At 72.2% G+C, this 17,401-nt stretch carries 21 protein-coding genes, 1 tRNA gene and 1 pseudogene; 13 read left to right on the plus strand and 10 right to left on the minus strand.

Translation table 11 applies throughout. From position 1 onward, the window contains the following. Positions 1-4 precede the first annotated feature (4 nt). Genes AB0H52_RS12445 through AB0H52_RS12465 form a run of 5 tightly spaced genes read right to left on the minus strand, consistent with a single transcriptional unit; the run spans position 5 to position 4,059 of the window. The gene (locus tag AB0H52_RS12445; protein WP_357946960.1) at positions 5-1,366 is read right to left on the minus strand and encodes an ATP-binding protein; all 1,362 of its coding nucleotides are present in this window, start codon (positions 1,364-1,366) and stop codon (positions 5-7) included. Next, on the minus strand, positions 1,363-2,385 hold the full coding sequence (locus AB0H52_RS12450) for a SpoIIE family protein phosphatase (protein WP_225854780.1): 1,023 nt from the start codon (positions 2,383-2,385) through the stop codon (positions 1,363-1,365). The genes AB0H52_RS12445 and AB0H52_RS12450 overlap by 4 nt, the downstream gene beginning before the upstream one ends. Beyond that, positions 2,373-2,792, minus strand: coding sequence for an ATP-binding protein (locus AB0H52_RS12455; RefSeq protein ID WP_151492614.1), 420 nt, complete (start codon positions 2,790-2,792; stop codon positions 2,373-2,375). Before AB0H52_RS12455 ends, AB0H52_RS12450 begins: the two co-directional genes overlap by 13 nt. Further along, positions 2,789-3,199, minus strand: a complete 411-nt coding sequence (locus AB0H52_RS12460) for an STAS domain-containing protein (RefSeq protein ID WP_151492616.1) — start codon at positions 3,197-3,199, stop codon at positions 2,789-2,791. The genes AB0H52_RS12455 and AB0H52_RS12460 overlap by 4 nt, the downstream gene beginning before the upstream one ends. Then, positions 3,199-4,059: an STAS domain-containing protein gene (locus tag AB0H52_RS12465; RefSeq protein ID WP_151492617.1), complete on the minus strand. Its 861-nt coding sequence runs from the start codon at positions 4,057-4,059 to the stop codon at positions 3,199-3,201. The genes AB0H52_RS12460 and AB0H52_RS12465 overlap by 1 nt, the downstream gene beginning before the upstream one ends. Before the next feature lie 165 nt (positions 4,060-4,224). Here AB0H52_RS12465 and AB0H52_RS12470 point away from each other — a divergent pair, with 165 nt between their 5' ends. After that, positions 4,225-4,581 (plus strand): STAS domain-containing protein, encoded by a 357-nt coding sequence (locus AB0H52_RS12470; protein WP_210916436.1) that lies wholly within the window; start codon positions 4,225-4,227, stop codon positions 4,579-4,581. A gap of 12 nt (positions 4,582-4,593) precedes the next feature. On the opposite strand, the gene AB0H52_RS12475 is transcribed toward AB0H52_RS12470, so the two are convergent. Continuing rightward, positions 4,594-5,868 carry an MFS transporter gene (locus tag AB0H52_RS12475; protein ID WP_151492619.1) on the minus strand — a complete coding sequence of 425 codons (1,275 nt, stop codon included), beginning with the start codon at positions 5,866-5,868 and terminating at the stop codon, positions 4,594-4,596. Positions 5,869-5,954: 86 nt separating this feature from the next. Between AB0H52_RS12475 and AB0H52_RS12480 the strand changes: the two genes are divergently transcribed. The 4 genes from AB0H52_RS12480 (at position 5,955) to AB0H52_RS12495 (ending at position 7,897) form a co-directional block, all read left to right on the plus strand. Continuing rightward, positions 5,955-6,635: a FadR/GntR family transcriptional regulator gene (locus AB0H52_RS12480; protein ID WP_151492623.1), complete on the plus strand. Its 681-nt coding sequence runs from the start codon at positions 5,955-5,957 to the stop codon at positions 6,633-6,635. Between the two features lie 39 nt (positions 6,636-6,674). Next, positions 6,675-7,133, plus strand: a complete 459-nt coding sequence (gene mscL, locus AB0H52_RS12485; RefSeq protein WP_357946966.1) for a large conductance mechanosensitive channel protein MscL — start codon at positions 6,675-6,677, stop codon at positions 7,131-7,133. Positions 7,134-7,214: 81 nt separating this feature from the next. After that, positions 7,215-7,466 (plus strand): hypothetical protein, encoded by a 252-nt coding sequence (locus AB0H52_RS12490; RefSeq protein ID WP_139587082.1) that lies wholly within the window; start codon positions 7,215-7,217, stop codon positions 7,464-7,466. Between the two features lie 59 nt (positions 7,467-7,525). Beyond that, positions 7,526-7,897: a hypothetical protein gene (locus tag AB0H52_RS12495; protein ID WP_278125205.1), complete on the plus strand. Its 372-nt coding sequence runs from the start codon at positions 7,526-7,528 to the stop codon at positions 7,895-7,897. Between the two features lie 42 nt (positions 7,898-7,939). Here AB0H52_RS12495 and AB0H52_RS12500 read toward each other — a convergent pair whose 3' ends face one another. Continuing rightward, positions 7,940-9,208, minus strand: a complete 1,269-nt coding sequence (locus tag AB0H52_RS12500) for a benzoate/H(+) symporter BenE family transporter (protein ID WP_225854799.1) — start codon at positions 9,206-9,208, stop codon at positions 7,940-7,942. A gap of 57 nt (positions 9,209-9,265) precedes the next feature. Between AB0H52_RS12500 and AB0H52_RS12505 the strand changes: the two genes are divergently transcribed. The 8 genes from AB0H52_RS12505 (at position 9,266) to AB0H52_RS12540 (ending at position 15,689) form a co-directional block, all read left to right on the plus strand. Further along, on the plus strand, positions 9,266-9,826 hold the full coding sequence (locus tag AB0H52_RS12505; protein ID WP_225854800.1) for an XRE family transcriptional regulator: 561 nt from the start codon (positions 9,266-9,268) through the stop codon (positions 9,824-9,826). A 110-nt stretch (positions 9,827-9,936) separates the two neighbouring features. Next, the gene (locus tag AB0H52_RS12510) at positions 9,937-10,656 is read left to right on the plus strand and encodes a PP2C family serine/threonine-protein phosphatase (protein ID WP_151492764.1); all 720 of its coding nucleotides are present in this window, start codon (positions 9,937-9,939) and stop codon (positions 10,654-10,656) included. Between the two features lie 92 nt (positions 10,657-10,748). Then, positions 10,749-11,087 carry a PadR family transcriptional regulator gene (locus tag AB0H52_RS12515; protein WP_151492765.1) on the plus strand — a complete coding sequence of 113 codons (339 nt, stop codon included), beginning with the start codon at positions 10,749-10,751 and terminating at the stop codon, positions 11,085-11,087. After that, positions 11,084-11,926, plus strand: coding sequence for an ATP-binding cassette domain-containing protein (locus tag AB0H52_RS12520; RefSeq protein ID WP_151492766.1), 843 nt, complete (start codon positions 11,084-11,086; stop codon positions 11,924-11,926). The genes AB0H52_RS12515 and AB0H52_RS12520 overlap by 4 nt, the downstream gene beginning before the upstream one ends. Then, a complete protein-coding gene (locus tag AB0H52_RS12525; RefSeq protein ID WP_151492767.1) occupies positions 11,923-12,615 on the plus strand; it encodes a hypothetical protein in 693 nt (230 codons plus the stop codon). The genes AB0H52_RS12520 and AB0H52_RS12525 overlap by 4 nt, the downstream gene beginning before the upstream one ends. 49 nt (positions 12,616-12,664) lie before the next feature. After that, positions 12,665-13,942 (plus strand): GNAT family N-acetyltransferase, encoded by a 1,278-nt coding sequence (locus AB0H52_RS12530; RefSeq protein ID WP_225854801.1) that lies wholly within the window; start codon positions 12,665-12,667, stop codon positions 13,940-13,942. Continuing rightward, positions 13,857-14,417 carry a ZIP family zinc transporter gene (locus AB0H52_RS12535; RefSeq protein ID WP_357946988.1) on the plus strand — a complete coding sequence of 187 codons (561 nt, stop codon included), beginning with the start codon at positions 13,857-13,859 and terminating at the stop codon, positions 14,415-14,417. The genes AB0H52_RS12530 and AB0H52_RS12535 overlap by 86 nt, the downstream gene beginning before the upstream one ends. An 87-nt stretch (positions 14,418-14,504) precedes the next feature. Next, positions 14,505-15,689, plus strand: coding sequence for a hypothetical protein (locus AB0H52_RS12540; RefSeq protein WP_151492770.1), 1,185 nt, complete (start codon positions 14,505-14,507; stop codon positions 15,687-15,689). Here AB0H52_RS12540 and AB0H52_RS12545 read toward each other — a convergent pair. The 3 genes and pseudogenes from AB0H52_RS12545 to AB0H52_RS12555 all read right to left on the minus strand — a co-directional run bounded on the left by AB0H52_RS12545 (position 15,683) and on the right by AB0H52_RS12555 (position 16,985). Then, on the minus strand, positions 15,683-16,315 hold the full coding sequence (locus AB0H52_RS12545; RefSeq protein WP_225854802.1) for a hypothetical protein: 633 nt from the start codon (positions 16,313-16,315) through the stop codon (positions 15,683-15,685). The genes AB0H52_RS12540 and AB0H52_RS12545 overlap by 7 nt on opposite strands. 274 nt (positions 16,316-16,589) lie before the next feature. Further along, positions 16,590-16,822 (minus strand): annotated as a pseudogene (locus tag AB0H52_RS12550) (ABC transporter ATP-binding protein); the annotation flags it as partial. Positions 16,823-16,913: 91 nt separating this feature from the next. Then, positions 16,914-16,985 (minus strand) — tRNA-Lys (locus tag AB0H52_RS12555). Positions 16,986-17,401 lie beyond the last annotated feature (416 nt).

The following is a 17,401-nucleotide window of genomic DNA, read 5'->3' on the forward strand; positions in this document are numbered from 1 at the left end:
ACCGTCACGCTCCTCCGGTGGGCAGGGAGACGGTGAACGTACTGCCCCGGCCCGGTTCGCTGGCCAGGTGCAGTGTCCCACCGAGCAGCGTCACCAGTCGCCGGGCGTACGGCAGACCGAGACCGGTGCCGCCGACGCGGGTGGCGCCGGGCACCTGGTAGAACTCCTCGAAGATCCGTTCCTGTAGGTCCGGCGCGATGCCCGGACCGGTGTCGCTGACCTCGAAGTTCCAGCGGTCGTCGCGCTGCCGGGCCCGCAGCCGCACCTCGCCGCGCTCGGTGAACTTCAGCCCGTTGTGCAGCAGGTTGCGCAGCACCTGACCGAGCAGCACCTCGTCGGTGCGCAGCACGGCCGGCGCGGCCAGCTCCTCCACCACGAGTTCCACACCGGGGCGGGTGGCCAGCGCGCGCAACGTGCCGCGCAGTTGGCCGAAGACCGGACGCAGGTCGACGTCCGCCCAGTCCGGCTCGATCCGGCCGGACTCGGCCTTGGCCAGGTCCAGTAGTTCGTTGACCAGCCCGAGCAGGTCCTCCGCCGACGAGCGGATCAGGCCGACCTGGCGGGCCTGTTCGGCGGTGAGCGGATCGGACGACGAGTCGGAGAGCAGCCGACCCAACCCGATGATCGCGGTGACCGGGGCGCGCAGCTCGTGGCTCACGTTGGCGAGGAACCGGCTCTTCGATTCGCTCGCCGCGCGCAGCTGGGCCGACTTCTCGTCCAGCTCCGCGTAGAGGGCGACGACGCCCCGGTTGGTTTCCTCCAACTCCTCGGTCAGCTGGTTGTAGAGCGCCAGCACACCGCGGTTGGTCTCGGCCAGCTCGTCGTTGAGCACGGCCAGCTCGTCGCGCTGGCTGCGCACCTCGTCGAGCGCCGCGATGAGCTGCCCGTTCTGGACGGTCAACTCCTCCAGCGCGGTGGCCGGCGCGGTACGGCCGAGTTCGGTGCGGAACTCGGCGAGCCGCTCCGGGGTCGGCGTCGGCGTGTTGGCCGGGACTCGTCGGGACATCCTCACGACCGTAACCCCCTCGACGGTCGACACGCTCAGTGTGTCGACCAGTCGGGACACCGCGCCGGACTGCGGCTCGTACCGGCCGTCGGGCAGCGGGGTCACCGGGGCCAGGTCGGCGCGGAGGCGGAACCGGCCGTCGGCGCCCGGATCGATGTGGAACGAGACGTCCGCACCACCGGCCGTCCGCAGCAGATCGCGGGCGACCTCACTGAGCGCGGTGGCGATCCGGACCTGGTCCTGGTGTTCGAGGCCGACCACCGCGGCCACCTCGCGGCCGCGCTGGCGGATCACGAAGATGTCCTGCTCGACCCGCAGCGCCATCTGCAGCAGCGGCAGCGCGGCCGGCTCCGCGGTCATGCCCAGGACCTCGCGACCAGTACGCAGGCGTCGTCGCGTCGCACCCCGGCGTCCCGCAAGAGGGTTGCCGCCATGACCAGTGGTGACCGCTCGGCGAGGCCCGGGTAGTCGGTCAACCGCCAGCGGTCGACCACCCCGTCGCTGTGCATCACCAGCCGGGCGCCCGGCCCGAACGGGTAGTCGTACTCCCGGATCGTCGGCCGTTGGTGCCCGGCGATGCCGGGCAGCGACACCAGCCCCCGGCGCTGGCCGTCGCCGTCGGCGACCACGCCGGCGATGTTGCCCAGACCGGCGTAGTGCAGCACGCCGGCCTCCGGGTCCAGTTCGGCGACCGCGAGCGCGGCGCCGCGGGTGTGCGACATGCCCCGGTGCAGGTGACCGACCACCGCCGCCGGCGGGCCGGCCGGGGCGTTACGGAACGCGGCCAGCGCCGCGTCGGTGGCACCGGCGGCCAGTGGGCCGTGCCCCAGGCCGTCGCTGACCAGCACCTGGTGCCGCCCGTCGGCGACCCGGACGGCGTACCCGTCGCCGCTGACCGTTTCGCCGGTGATCGGCCGGGTGAGGGCGCCGGCCCAGGAGGGTCGGGCCGGTGCGGCCGGCCAGACCTGCACGGCGAGGACGGTGCCCCGGCCGGGCAGCGAGTATCCGTCGAACCAGCTGGCCTGGCGGACGATCGCGCCGAGGCCGATGCCGAGGGTGCCGGTCGTGGAGTGCCCGTCCTGGGACGAGACGGTCAGGTCGGCCATGCCGGGGCCGGAGTCGATGGCCACCAGCTCCACGCCCGCCTCACCAGCTCGGCGTACCGGCCGGAGCAGCAGGACACCCTCGTCGGCGTGCTTGACCAGGTTGCTGGTCAGCTCGGCGGCGACGATGGCGAGGTCGGCGATGCGTGCCTCACCCATCTCGACCTGCGCGCCGAGGCGTTCGGCGGCGCGCCGGACGGCGCTGGCGGCGCTGCCGGCCTCCACCCTGAACCAGATGCCGCTGTCGGTGACCGCGTCCCCGTTCACCGGGACCACTTGGTCACCGTGATACGGGTGCCGGCCTCCGCGGACGTCTCGATCTCGAATTCGTCGACCAGCCGGCGGGCGCCGCTGAGGCCGAGGCCCAGCCCACCGCCGGTGGTGTAGCCGTCGGTGAAGGCCAGGTCGAGGTCGGCGATGCCCGGGCCGGAGTCGGCGAAGACGATCCGTACGCCCATGCGTCGGCCGTTGTCCACGGTTGTCACCTCGACCGAGCCGCCACCGCCGTACACCAGGGTGTTGCGGGCGAGTTCGCTCGCCGCGGTGACCACCTTGGTCTGGTCGACGAGGGACAGCTTGACCGCCACCGCCACGGCACGGACCAGCTGCCGGACGCGCACCACGTCCTCGTCGCTCTGGATCGCCTGTGCCTGCGGGTGGCCCAGGTCGACGCCCGCGGTCACGGGATGGCCGTCTCGGCGTCCGGATCGTCGTCGAGCTGGTATTCGAGCTCGTCGGCGCGGGCCGCCGCGATCAGCTCCATGCCGCGTTCGACGTTCAGCGCGGTACGGATGCCGTTCAGGGACAGCCCCAGTTCGACAAGGGTGATGGCGACGGCGGGACGCATCCCGACGACCACCGTCTCCGCGTCGAGCACCTTGGAGATCGACGCGATGGTGGACAGCATCCGACCGACGAAGGAGTCGACGATGTCCAGGGCGGTGATGTCGATGATGACGCCGTGGCAGCCGGTGGCGACGATCCGCTCGGCGAGGTCGTCCTGGAGCTGGACCGCGGTCTGGTCGGACATGTCGAGCTGGATGGAGACCAGCAGGATGTCGCCGATCTTGAGGATCGGAACGCGTTCCATCAGATGTCCCGGCGTGGCTGGCGGCGGGCGGTCTCCACCCCGGTGAGCCGCAGCACGTGACGCAGCGCGTCGGCGAGGCTCGCCTTGGTGGCGATGTCGCCGAACTCGATGCCGAGCGCGACGATGGTCTGGGCGATCTGCGGCCGGATGCCGGAGATGATGCAGTCGGCGCCCATCAGCCGGGCGGCCACCACGGTCTTCAGGATGTGCTGGGCGACCTGGGTGTCCACCGCCGGCACGCCGGTGATGTCGATGATCGCGTACGGCGAGCCGGTGTCGACCAGGGTCTGCAGCAGACGCTCCATGACCACCTGGGCGCGCGCCGAGTCCAGTGTGCCGACCAGCGGGACGGCGACCACGCCCTCCCAGAGCTTGACCACCGGCGTGGACAGCTCGAGCAGTTGCTCGGCCTGGTCGGCGATGAGGCTCTCGCGGGTGCGGACGAAGCTCTCGAAGGTGAACAGGCCCAGCTCGTCGACGAGCTTGGAGAAGGCGATGTAGTCGTGCAGGGCGTTGGCCCCGCCGCCGTCCTGGAGCAGCTCGGCCAGCACGTCCTTGAGCGCGAAGACGCTGATCGTGGTCTCGGTGGCGGAGAAGCCCTGCCGGGCCCGACCACGGGACAGCTCGGAGAGCGCGGCGCGCAGTTCGGCGGAGTTCTCGGCGGACAGGTCGATGGCGCCCTGCTCGCCGCTGGCGACGATGGCACGGTGCAGATCCTGGACCTGCCGGCGCAACTCGGCCTGACTCAGGCGTCCACGCAACGAACCGGTGACGATCTCGGTCCACCGAGCCGTGACCTGTTCGGCGTGTCCGCCGAGCAGTGCGGCGAGCCGACCACTTTCCTCGGCGTTCAACGCCATTGCGAAACCCCCCTCGACCTGGACCGGGCGGACTCTATCACCGGGGACCGTCGAACTACTTGCCCCGTAGCAACGGAATGACGATGGCCACCGGATGCCGGCTCCCCTTCTGCGTACGACGCCGGTCGTGGGATACCGTTCCCCCGATAACAGGAGGTCTGCCACATGTCCTTGACGGTGCACACGGAACAACGCGGCGACGTGGTCGTCGTGTCGGTCGCGGGCGAGCTGGACATGGCAACCGCACCGCAGTTGCAGGACCAGATCACCGACCTGCTCGACAAGGGCCGTAACCGGCTGGTGTTCGACCTGGCGGACGTCTCGTTCTGCGACTCGACCGGTCTGTCGGTCTTCGTCCGCGCCAAGAACAGCTGCGACGAGGCCGGCGGCGTGGTGCGGCTGGCCGCACCACAGCGCGGTGTGCTTCGCATCCTCGAGGTCAGCGGGCTGGTCGAGGTGCTGCACACCTACCCGACGGTGGATCAGGCCGTCGCCGGCGAACCGACGCCGGCCTCCTCCTGACCGCTGCCGCTCTCACTCGTCCTCGACGTAGCGGGGACGGGCGATCGCCATGCCCGCCGCCGTCTGCACGGCGAGCGCGGCCAGCAGGAACCCGATCGGCGCCGTCCAGCCGCCGGTGATCTCGTAGAGGATGCCGACCGACAGCGGGCCGAGGGCGGCGATCACGTACCCGGTGCTCTGCGCGAACGCGGAGAGCGCGACGGTCCCCTCGGCGGTGCGGGCACGCAGGCCGATGGCGGTCAGGATCATCGGAAACGCGCCCTGGCCGATCGCCAGCAGGGTCACCCAGAGCAGCGCGGGGCCGTCCGGGGCGATGGCCAACCCCAGGTAGGCCAGGGTCGACGCGGTGGTAAGCCCGAGCACCAGCGGTCGCAGGCTGGTCAACCGGCCGGCCACGGTGGGCATCAGCAGCGCGATCGGCACACCGAGCGCGGTCACCCCGGCGAGCAGCAGACCGGCCGACTCCGGCTGGTAGCCGGCGTCGCGGAACAGCTGAGCCAACCAACCCATGATCGCGTATCCGCTGAGCGACTGCGCCCCGAAGTACACGGCCATCGCCCACCCCAGGCGGGTCCGCGCCGGCCGCACCCGCGTCGGCACGGCGGCTCCCGTCGGGGTCGCCCGCCGCGCGCCCGCCCGGGTCCGCAGCGCCAGCGGCACCCACGGGAGTACGGCCACCGCGGCCATCGCGGCCCAGACGCCCAGCCCGGCCCGCCAGGATCCGAAGGCGTGTGCGATCGGCACCGCGGAGGCCGCGGCCACCGTCGTCCCCAGGGTCAACGCCATCGTGTACGCCCCGGTGACCAGGCCGGTGCGCTGCGGGAAGTGCTGCTTGACGAGCATCGGCAGCAGGATGTTGGAGACCGCGATGCCGGCCAACGCCAGCGCGCTGGTCAGCACGAAGATCCAGGCCGAGTCGGTGGCGGCCCGGAGCACCTGACCGGCGACCAGGGCGAGCATGGCGACCACCAACACCCGGGCGGGCGCCACCCGGCGGACCAGCCACGGGGTGAGCGCGCCGAGGCCGGCGAACGCGATGGTCGGCAGGGTGGTGACCAGACCGGCCATGGCGCCGGAGAGGCCCAGCCCGTCGCGGACCTCGTCGAGCAGGGCGCCGAGGCTCGTCACCACGGCGCGCAGGTTGAGCGCGACCAGCAGCATCCCGGCCAGCACGAGTGCGCCACCGGTCGCCGGGTGCGTCCGACGGCCCGCGGGGTCGCGCGCCGGGCGGGCGTCGACGGCGGCGGGTGCGGGCAGGGCCGGAGCGGCGGTGGGTGGCGGGGTCATGGCCTCTAACCTACAATCATGGGATGAATTTGGGACCGGTGATGTAACCAGTGCCACCGTCGGTTGATTTCCCCTCCGCGCCGCCGGTGCCGCCCCGCGGCCAGCCCGCCGTGCCGCCGCGCGGTCACCGTGTCCGGCAGACGATCGAGCAGCTCCGGGCCCGGATCCTGGGCGGTGAGTGGCCGGTCGGCGCTCGGATCCCCACCGAGCCACAGCTCGTCGCCGCGCTCGGCGTGGGGCGCAACACGGTCCGGGAGGCGGTCCGCGCCCTGGTGCACGCCGGGGTGCTGGAGTGCCGGCAGGGCTCCGGCACGTACGTGGTGTCCACCGACGAACTGGCGCCGGTGGTGGCCCGCCGGCTCGGCGGCGACCGGATGACCGAGGTCATCGAGGTACGACGTGCCTTCGAGGTGGAGGCCGCCCGGCTCGCCGCGCTGAGGCGTACCCCGGCCGACCTGGCGGCGCTCGACGGCGCGCTCGCCGACCGCGAGGCCGCCTGGCGCGGCGGCCGGGTCGACGCGTTCGTCGAGGCCGACGCGGCCCTGCACACGGCGGTGGTCGCCGCCGCGCACAACGCCATGCTCGCCGAGCTGTACGCCTCGGTCGGCACCGCCCTGCGCAGCACCGTCGCCCACGCGATGGGCGACGCGCTCACTCCGGAGCGCTACGTCGACCACACCCGACTGGTCGAGGCGATCCGGGCCGGCGAGCCCGACCGGGCGGCGATCGAAGCCGGCGCGTTTCTGGAGCCCGCCCCTGAGGCATAGGTTGTGCCGGACGGAAAACCGGACACCTCGGGAGTACGGATGCTCAAGGGCTTCAAAGACTTCATCATGCGCGGCAACGTCGTCGACCTGGCGGTCGGCATCGTGATCGGCGCCGCGTTCACGGGCGTGGTCACCCAGCTCACCAAGTCGTTCCTCGAACCACTGATCAAGGCGATCGGCGGGGGCACCAGCCTCTCGGCCGGGACGTGGACTCTCAACGACCAGGTCTTCGACTGGGCGGCGTTCATCAACGCCCTGATCACCTTCCTGCTCACCGCGGCGGTGCTCTACTTCTTCGTGGTGTTCCCGATGAACAAGCTGGCCGAGCGGCGGCAGCGGGGCGAGGAGCCACCTCCGGCCGCGCCGAGCGAGGAGGTCAAGCTGCTCACCGAGATTCGGGACGCGCTGGTCTCCGCCGGCCACACCACCCCCGGCCAGCAGCGCGGGGCACTGGACGACGTGCTGGGCCGCCGCACCGAACCCCCGGCGCCGCGCTGACCCGGACGGATGCACATCGGCCCCTGCGGGAATCCCGCAGGGGCCGCATCTTCTCGTACGTGTGTTCGATAGAGTCCCGCCATGGAGCAGCGAAAGCACTGGTGGAACGGGAAGTGGGGGCGGCTGGCCCGACGGGACGTCTTCCTGCGGGTGGACGCCGACCGGTGGCACGTCGAGCAGCGGGCCGGCGGTGCCGAGGGCATCTCCCGCTTCTACGAGTACGGCAGTGCGGACGAGGCCGAGGAGACGGTCCGGGCTCTCCTTGACGGCACGGACACCTGGCGGGAGTTGTCCCCGCGCCCGCCGGGCAGCTGGACCCTCCCGAACAGCTGAGTGGGGCGGGCGGGTCGGCGGCGCGTTTAGCGGCGTACCGCCCCGGGAACCGCGTTGGGATGGACCAGCAGGACGAGCAGCAGGCGACCATCTCGCGGATCACCACCGGGATGCCGGTGATCGACTCCGCGGGCACCGAGGTCGGGACCGTGGACCTCGTCCAGCGCGGCGACCCGAACGCGGTGACCGTGCAGGCACCGACCGCCGACCCGGGCAGCAGCCTGGACGAGCTGATCGAGTCGACGGCGGTCGAGGAGCCGGATGTGCCGGCCGATCTGGCGGCGCGGCTGCTGCACACCGGCTACCTGAAGGTCTCCACCGAGCTGACCCGCACCGGCGCGGTGTACGTGCCGGCCGACCGGATCGGTTCGGTGGCCGACGGCCGGGTACGCCTCGCCGTCGGCGTGGCCGAGCTGCCCCCGCAGGAGTAACCCCCCGCCCAACCCCGCCTTCGCGTTCACCGCCCCTCCGCCTCACCCGACGCGTGCGCCGACGCCATCGCTGTCGCCCTCCGCAGCCCGGTCGGCGACCGGGTCGGAGTCGGCCACGGACGGCTCGACGACCGGGACGGACCGGTCCGGCGTCGCGGCTGAGCGGCGGCGGAAGAGCAGCAGCATCAGGCACCCGGCGACCAGGCCCCAGAACGCGCCGCCCACGCCGATCAGCGTCACGCCGGAGGCGGTCACCACGAAGGTGACCACGGCGGCCTCCCGGGTCGCCGGGTCGGTGACCGCCGACGCGAGCGCGGTGGCGAGGGCGCCGAGCAGGGCCAGTCCGGCGACCGCCTCGATAAGGATGGGTGGGGCGACCGCGACCAGCGCGGTGGCCACGCCGGCGCCCAGCCCGAGCAGGGCCAGTCCGACGCCGGCGGTGACCGAGGCGGCCCACCGGCGGTCCGGGTCCGGGTGGGCGTCCGGGCCGGCGGCCAGCGCGGCGGTGATCGCCGCGAGGTTCACCGCGTGCCCGCCGGCCGGGGCGGCGAGCAGGCTGGCCAGGCCGGTGGCCCGCAGCGCGGCACCGAACGGCGGCCGGTAGCCGTAGCCGACCAGCACGGCCATGCCGGGCACGTTCTGCGCGGCCATGGTGACCAGGAACAGCGGCAGGGCGAGCCCGATCAGCGCGGACGCGTTCCAGGCCGGCGCGGTCAGCGTGATCGACGGGATCAGCGCGGCGCCGCTCAGACCGGTCGGCGGCGAGGTCAGCGCGATCGCCGCCACCGCCACGAGCAGCGCGCCGGGCACCGCCCAGCGGCGGGCGAAGCGGTGCAGCAGCAGCCAGCCGGCCACCACCGGTCCGGCCACCGTGGGCAGCTCGACGAGCGCGCGGACCGGGGCGGTGCACAGCGGTAACAGCACCCCGGCGAGCATCGCGCCGGCGACCGGCTTGGGAATGGCGGCCACCGCCCGGCCGAGCGGTGGGAAGAGCCCGGCCGCGACGATCAGCAGGCCGGAGACGAGGAACGCACCCACCGCGACCGGCCATCCGCCCGGCGGTGACCCGGTCGCCACCAGCAGCGCCGCGCCCGGCGTGGACCAGGCCACGCTCATCGGTATCCGGTGTCGCCAGCCCAGCCAGGCGGCGGCGAGCCCGCACGCCACGCAGAGGGCGAGCAGGCCGGAGGCCGCCTGCGCGTCCGACGCGCCGGCCGCCCGGAGCCCGGCCAGCACGACGGTGAACGAACTGGCGAAGCCCACCAGCGCGGTCACCACACCGGCCAGTACCGGTTGTGTGCGCCCGGCCATCCCCACCCCTCCCGACTGTTCCGTTTACGGAACGACTGCGTGTAGCACGATAGCCGGGTGCCGCACCCACCACCAGCCCGCCGCCCGGGCCTCGACGTGGACCCCGCCGTCGTCGGGCGCCGGGTCCGAGCCCTGCGCGAGGAGCGGGGGATCTCGCTGTCCACACTGGCCCGGCTCGCCGGCGTCGGTAAGGCCACCCTCTCCGGCCTGGAGAACGGCACCCGCAACCCGACCCTGGAGACGCTCTGGGCGGTCACCGCGCAACTCGGCGTACCGTTCACCGCCCTGCTGGCGGAACCGGCGGCCGAGCCGATCGTGCACGGCACCGCGGTCACCGCCACCCTGCTGGAGGTGTTCTCCGACACCGACGCGACCTACGAGCTGTACCGGATGCGGGTCGCGCCCGGCGTCACGCAACTCTCTCCCGCCCACCAACCGGGAGTCACCGAACACATCACCGTCTTCGCCGGCGTGCTGCGCGCCGGCCCGGCGGACGCGCCGCTGACCGCCCCGGCCGGCGGTCACCTGCGCTGGGTCTCCGACGTGCCGCACACCTACGCGGCGGCGGGCGACGAGGAGGTCGCCGCCAGCCTGCTGCTGCGCTACCCCCGCCGCTGAGCCCGACCGAGCCGGCGCACCGCCCCTCCGGGCGGATATCGCAATCATTTCTCGACCCGACGTAGGAGGCGGAGAGACGAAGGCGGGGTGTTCTTGGCAAGCTTGACCCCATGACGCTGATCCTCCGCTCGGTCATCCTCAACGACATCGGCTTGGTGCGCACCAACAACGAGGACTCCGCCCTCGCCGGTGACCGCCTGATCGCGGTCGCCGACGGCATGGGCGGGCTGCCCGCGGGCGAGGTGGCGAGCGAGATCGTGATCCGGATCCTGGACGAGCTGGCCCCGCCGACCGACCCCGACGGGGCCGCCGACGCCCTACGCGCCGTCGTCAGCACCGCCAACCAGCGAATCCACGCCGCCATCACCGTCGACCCGACCCGCGAGGGGATGGGTACGACACTGACGGCGGCGCTGCTCGCCGGGGAGACGCTGGTGCTGGCGCAGGTCGGTGACTCCCGCTGCTACCTGCTGCGGGACGGGGAGTTGACCCAGCTCACCCGGGACGACACGTTCGTGCAGGCGCTGGTCGACCAGGGCACGCTCTCCCCCGAGCAGGCCCGGCACCACCCGCAGCGCTCCCTCGTGACCCGGGCCGTGCAGGGTGCTGACACCCCACCGGCCGTCGGTGTGCTCACCGTCGTCCCCGGCGACCGGCTGCTGCTGTGCAGCGACGGGCTCTCCGACTACGTCGAGGACGACGCCATCGCCGCGGCGCTGGGCATGTACGCCGACCGCCAGCAGTGCGGCGAGCAGTTGGTGAAGCTCGCCCACCACGCCGGCGCACCGGACAACGTCACCGTCGTCGTCTCCGACGTCACGGCCCGCTGACCTCCACCTTCTCGTGACACAGGCCGGAGCGGGCGGTCGGCGACCTCAGTAGGTAGTTGTGCCATCTAGGTTGCGCAGCTAGTGTCCGGCGGGTGGATTCCGACCGACGCGGGCAGTGGCTGCGGGGGGTGCTCGACATCTGCGTCCTGGCCCTGCTGGCCGAACGCGAGTCCTACGGCTACCAGCTCGCCCAGGCACTCGACGCGGCGGGCGTCGGGCCGATCCAGGGCGGCACGCTCTATCCCGTGCTGCTGCGCCTGCAGAAGACCGGTCTGGTGACCGCGCAGTGGCGGGAGGGCACCGCCGGGCCGGCCCGCAAGTACTACCGGCTGACCGAGGGCGGGCAGGCCGCGCTGCGCGACGGAGGCAACGCCTGGCTCACGTTCGTCAGGCCGGTGAGCGACATCGTCACGAAGGGGGTTGCCGGGTGAACGACGACTGGCTACGCACGTTCGCGGCCGAGCTGCACCACCGCCGGGTCGCGGTGGACGCCGCCCGGCACGTGGTCGCCGAGGCCGCCACACACCTGCGCGACTCCGGCGGCGACCCGTGGGTCGTCTTCGGCCCACCCCAGCAGTACGCGGGCGCGATCGTGGAGAGCATCGGCACGGCACCCGGGCCACGCCCCGGACCGGTCCGGCTGCACGCCCGCGGCATCACCAAGCGGTACGGCCGAAAGACGGTGCTGCGCGACGCGACGCTGACCGTCCGGGCCGGACAGATCGCCGCCGTGGTCGGCGCCAACGGCTGCGGCAAGAGCACCTTCCTGCGGATCTGCGCCGGGCTGATCTCACCCGACGCCGGTGAGGTGACCGTCTCCGGGCGACTCGGCTACTGCCCACAGTCCGGCGGCACCGCCGACTTCCTGCTCGCCGACGAGCACTTCGTGCTGGTCGGCGCCGGTCAGGGCGTGGCCCGGGGGCCGGCCCGCCGCGCCGGACGGGCGGCCGCCCGACAGCTCGGCTGGGAGGCGGGCGGAAACGTGCAGGCCCGGCACCTCTCCGGCGGTACGCGCCAGAAACTCAACCTGACCATGTCCACGCTCAGTGAGCCGGACGTACTGCTGCTCGACGAGCCGTACCAGGGCTTCGACCAGGGCACCTACGTCAACTTCTGGGACCAGCTCAGCCGACTGCGCGACGAGGGCGCGGCGATCGTCGTGGTGACCCACCTGCTCAACCAGCTCGACCGGGTGGACACCGTGCTCGACCTGACCCCAGCACAACCGTCCGGGCGGATCGCGCCCGGCGTCCGAGGAGGCCGTCCGTGAACCGGCTCGTCACCGTCGCCGAGATGACCCTGCGGGAGTTGTTGCGTCGTCGGGGCGTACTCCTGCTGTTGTTGTTGATGCCGTTGACCTTCTACCTGATCCGGCGGGACGCCTACCTCGGGCAGTCGGTACGGTCGCTGCTGCTCGGCGTGGGCTGGGCGGTGAGCACCGCCGCGCTCTTCGCCACCACGGCGGCCCGGGAGCTGGAGCCGAGGTTGCGGTTCGCCGGCTACCGCCCACACCACCTCTACCTGGGTCGGATGCTCGGCCTGTGGGCGGTGGGGCTCGTCATCTCCGTACCCTTCTTCCTGCTTCCCCTGGTCGACGGCGCGGACCTGCGGTACGGCGGCCTGGCCGCGGCGATGCTCTGCTCGGTCGGTGTGGCGGCGCCCTTCGGGATGCTGATCGGCACGCTGCTGCCCCGCGAGTTGGAGGGAACGCTGCTGCTGCTGACCGTGGTGACCGTGCAGATGCTGATCGACCCGGCCGGGTCGGGCGCGAAGCTGACGCCGTTCTGGTCGAGCCGGGAGATCGCCACCTGGTCGGTGGATCACACCGACGAGGGTTACCTCACCCGGGGCGTGCTGCACGGGTTCGCCGTCACCGCCCTGCTGGTGCTCAGCGTGGCCGCCGTGGCGAGTGTCCGGCTGCGCCGCCGCCGGCACCTGCGCCACCTGCCCGTCGGCTGATCCGGTCAATTCGGTTGCTGGGACCTGCGCGGCGGGTTGAGATGGGCGGATGACCATCCGCCGGGTGACCGCCGACGACCGTCTCACCACCGGTTTCCCGCTGGCCGCGTACGCGTTCGAGTCGTCGCCGCTCGGTGCCGCCCGGATCGAGCAGTTCCGCGACTACCTGCCCTACCACCAGGGCAACACGACGCTCGCCATCGAGGAGGACGGGGCCACGCTGGCCGTCGTGTCGGCCATTGGAATGCGGCAGAACCTCCGCGGGGTGGTGCTGCCGATGGCCGGCGTCGCCGGGGTGGCCACCCATCCGCTGGCCCGCCGGCAGGGGCATGTCCGGACGCTGCTGCACCGGCTGCTCGACGAGATGCGCGACGAGGGGCGTCCGCTCAGCGCCCTCTATCCGTTCCGGCCCAGCTTCTACGCCCGGTTCGGCTACGTCGGGCTGCCCAAGCCGCGCACGGTCACCTTCACCCCGGCGGATCTGGGGTCGCTGCTGCGCGCCGAGCTGCCCGGCGAGGTGGGCTGGGAGCGGATCGCCGCCGGCTACCCGACGTGGCGCGCGTTCACCGAGCGCTGCCTCGAGCAACGGCACGGCTTCTCGGTCTTCCCCGACTACCGGGCGGTCGGGTTACGCGACCGGGACGAACACTGGCTGCTCACCGCCCGGGTGGATGGCGCGGTCACCGGCGCGATCACGTACCGGATCGACGACTACGGCGGCACCCTGCTCGGCAACGAACTGCTCGCCACCGATCCGCTCGCCCGGACGTTGCTGTTGCAGTTCCTCGCCCGGCACGTCGACCAGGTCGAGCGGGTCAGCCTCCAGGTCCCGCCCGACGAGCTGCCCGAGCTGTGGCTCACCGACCTGGACGTGCGCGTCGAGGCGCGGGCGGGCCGGCCCGGCTCGTCCGCCCCGATGGCCCGGCTGCTGTCGCTGGACGCCGGACGCGGCCGCCGAACTGCGCAGCATCTTCCCGCGCGAAGTGCCGTACCTGTTCGCCGACTTCTGAGCACGGTTTGCCGCCCGTGCCCCACCGGGTACGGTCCCCGGAATGCCGGAGTGGTTGCAGGCGGGCGGATGGGGATTGCTGGCCGGGTCGGCCCTGTTGGTCGGGGCGGCGGTCGGCTGGTTCGCGCGCGTGCCGCAGACGCTCATCGCGTCGGTCATGGCGTTCGGCGCGGGGGTGCTGCTCTCCGCGGTGCCGTACGAGCTGATCGAGGTCGCGCACGACCAGGGCGGGATGCTGCCCACCGTGCTCGGTGCGGCCGGCGGCGCGAGCGCGTACACCCTCGCCAACGTGGCTCTGGCCCGGCGCGGCGCCCGTAACCGGAAACGCTCCGGCGCCCGCCAGCCCTCCGAGGGTGAGAAGCCCGGCTCCGGCACGGCGATCGCGGTGGGTGCGCTGCTCGACGGCGTACCGGAATCGGTGGTGATCGGCGCCAGCCTGCTCAGCGGCGGCGCGGTCAGCCTGGTCACGGTGGTGGCGGTGTTCCTCAGCAACATCCCGGAGGGGCTGTCCAGCGCGGCCGGCATGCGCCAGGCCGGCCGGACCCGACGGTACGTGTTCCTGCTCTGGACGGGGATCGCGCTGATCAGCGGCGTCGCGGCGCTGGTCGGCAACACCCTGCTGGGTGGCGCACCGCCGGAGGTGCTGGCCAGCATCACGGCGTTGGCCGCCGGGGCGATCCTCGCCATGATCACCGACACCATGGTCCCAGAGGCGTTCGAGGACGCCCACCTGCTGGTCGGTCTCATCACGGTCGCCGGTTTCCTGACCGCCTTCGCACTCTCCCACGCCTGAGTGACCCGACCAGCCTTAGCGAGGCATTAAACCGGCACGGCGGATTCGTCGCGACGCCGTCACGGCTCCTAGCATCACGGGGTGCGCATGACGTCGCTTGCCGCTCTGCTCGTCCTCGGTGTCGCTACCGCGACCCTGCCCGCCTGCGCGTCCGACGATCCGGCGCCCGCCTTCGAGGCCGGCTCGCCCGCCTCGCCGCAGGCCCTGGCGACCGGCGACCAGGGCGTCGTACCGGCGGGCCGCGACGGCCTCGGCGGCCCCGGGGCCAGCGCGAGCCCGAAGCTCGCCGCGAAGGCGCTCGCGGCCGGCAATCCGAACGGCAAGGCCACCGTGCCCGCCGAGGCACGCGCGGTGGACACCTCGAAGCCGACCCGGACCGTCGGCACCGGCACGCCGGCGAGCTGCACCTCCGCGGCGGTCGTGAAGGCCGTCGCGGCCGGCGGCATCATCACGTTCAACTGTGGACCGGCACCGGTGACGATCACGATGGCGGCCACCGCGAAGGTCCGCAACGCCAACGGGCCGAAGGTCGTCCTCGACGGCGGCGGCACGGTCACGCTCAGCGGTCAGGGGCAGCGCCGCATCCTCTACATGAACACCTGCGACGAGGCCCAGGGCTGGACCACCTCGCACTGCCAGAACCAGGACCACCCGCAGCTCACCGTGCAGAACCTGACCTTCGCCGACGGCAACTCCACCGGCGACAAGGCCGAGGGTGGCGGCGGTGGCGCGATCTTCGTACGCGGCGGGCGGTTGAAGGTGGTCAACTCGCGCTTCGTCCGCAACCGCTGCGACCGCACCGGCCCCGACCTGGGCGGCGCGGCCGTCCGGGTGCTCAGCCAGTACGACAACAAGCCGGTGTACGTGGTCAGCAGCACCTTCGACGGCGGCTCTTGCTCCAACGGCGGGGCGCTGAGCAGCATCGGCGTGTCGTGGGTGGTACTGAACAGCGTGCTGAAGAACAACGAGGCGATCGGCAGCGGCGCCAACCCGGCCAAGTCGGGCACGCCCGGCGGCGGCAGCGGCGGCGCGATCTACTGCGACGGCAACGAGTTCACCGTACGGATCGCCGGCACCGTCATCGAGAACAACAAGGCCAACGAGGGTGGCGGCGCGATCTTCTTCGTGAGCAACAACCGCACCGGCACGATGCGGATCGAGAACTCGACCCTGCGCCGCAACCCGAGCGGAAAGTTCGAGACCCGCGGCTACCCCGGCATCTTCTTCCTGGGCGCCCAGAACCCCACAGTCATCGGCACCAAGCCTCAGTAGGGATTTCCCTGGCCCGGGGGGCGTGCTTCGAGGAGGCCCTCCGGGCGACCCGGCAGGGTGGGCGCGCCGGACAAGGGCGGGCTCGCGGTGTGGTCGCCGCCGGCCATGCCGACGATGAGTTCCTTGAGCGCGGTGAGCGCGTCGATCCGGGGCACCCAACCCAGCTCGCTCTCCGCCCGCTCACTGGACATCAGCGGCGCGTTCAGGCCCAGCTCCACCCAGCCCGCGTCGACCGGTTGCAGCCGCGCCCGCCAGGTCAGGGCCGCCGCGACCCGCAGCACCGGCGCCGCGACCGGCACCGTCCAACCGTGGAATTGCCGGGCCACCAGCTCCGGGGTCAGCACCGGGTCCGCGGCGAGATTGAAGGCACCGCGCGCATCACCCAAAACCGCCCTGGCGTACGCGTCAGCCACATCGTCGGCGTGCACCGCCTGCATCCGCAGCCGGCGGTTCGTCGGCACCAGCGGAATCCGGCCGAAGCGCAGCAGCCGTACCGGCGCGAGAGGACCCAGAAAATAGCGGGTGATCTCCACACCGGCGGCCCGCTGGAAGATCAGCCCCGGCCGCAGCCGCACCACCCGCACCGCGGGATGCTCCCCCTCCAGCCCGTCGAGCAGCGCCTCCACCTCGGCCTTGTGACCGTAGCCGACCAGCCCCAGCGAACACGAGCACCGGAACAGGCGGCACGGACCGCGAGTCTGGTGCCCAGGCCGTCGCGGCCGTCCGCCCCGGAGCCGAGATCGCTGCCGTCGCCGCCCTTGCCGTCCTGCTCCACGGTCCGTTGCTCACCGCCCGACTGCTCACCCTCGCCCCCGCACTCCACACTGCGGTCGTCCCGCCGAGCCCAGCCAACAGCGTCCGCGCGGTGCATGTCGCGCAGCTCGGTGAGCATGCTGCCGGCCGGCCGCCGATAGCCATGAGCTGGTCGTGGGTGCCGGCTTCGATGAGGCGGCCGTGGTGCGGGATGTACATGCGGGGGTCGGCGTGGCGGACATTGGCCAGTCGGTGGGTGATCAGGATGGTGATGCCGCGTCCCCGCCGGTCGCGGATGGCCTTGGAAGGGCGTCCTCGGCGCGAGGGTCGAGGGCGGACGAGGGAACATCCATGATGAGCACGTCAGCGTCGTGCAGGAAGCTGCGGGTGGCGAGGCCGCAACCCTGGTCGCCCTGGTCTGAACATATAGGCGAACATAATTCAACGTCCGTCTATATTGCCTGCTCAGAGTGGGCCGCCAGGGACTCGAACCCTGAACCTACGGATTAAAAGTCCGCAGCTCTGCCATTGAGCTAGCAGCCCCGAGTGCGCCTTGTTAGGCGCACGCGCGTTTTGAGGCTACCGGATCGCCTGCCCGTCCGTCGTGCTGGTATTGCCCGTTGTGACTGGTGGGCGCCCACGTGCAGGTGGACGCTTGAGGCGACCTTCGCGTCCGGAGGTGAAGCTGTATGCCAACCCCTGTCCATCCGGTGTCGCGCCACGTCGGTCGAACATACGTTCCACAGGGTTCTCCACAGGCTGTGGAGAGAGGGCGTCGCGGTGATAACTACCGCGACGCCACAGGGCTGTTGCGTTCTCGCGGCGCGGGGCGCTGAACAGGGATTTCGTGGGGTGAGTGGCCTCTGTGGAGGCGGATGAAGCGGGTGAAGCCCTCAAGGTGATCATGGAGTTCTTGACGCTGCACGACCACCGAGGAACTCCACCCGCCGATGACATCA

It is taken from the genome of Micromonospora sp. NPDC050695 (genome assembly GCF_040654415.1).
Lineage (GTDB): Bacteria > Actinomycetota > Actinomycetes > Mycobacteriales > Micromonosporaceae > Micromonospora.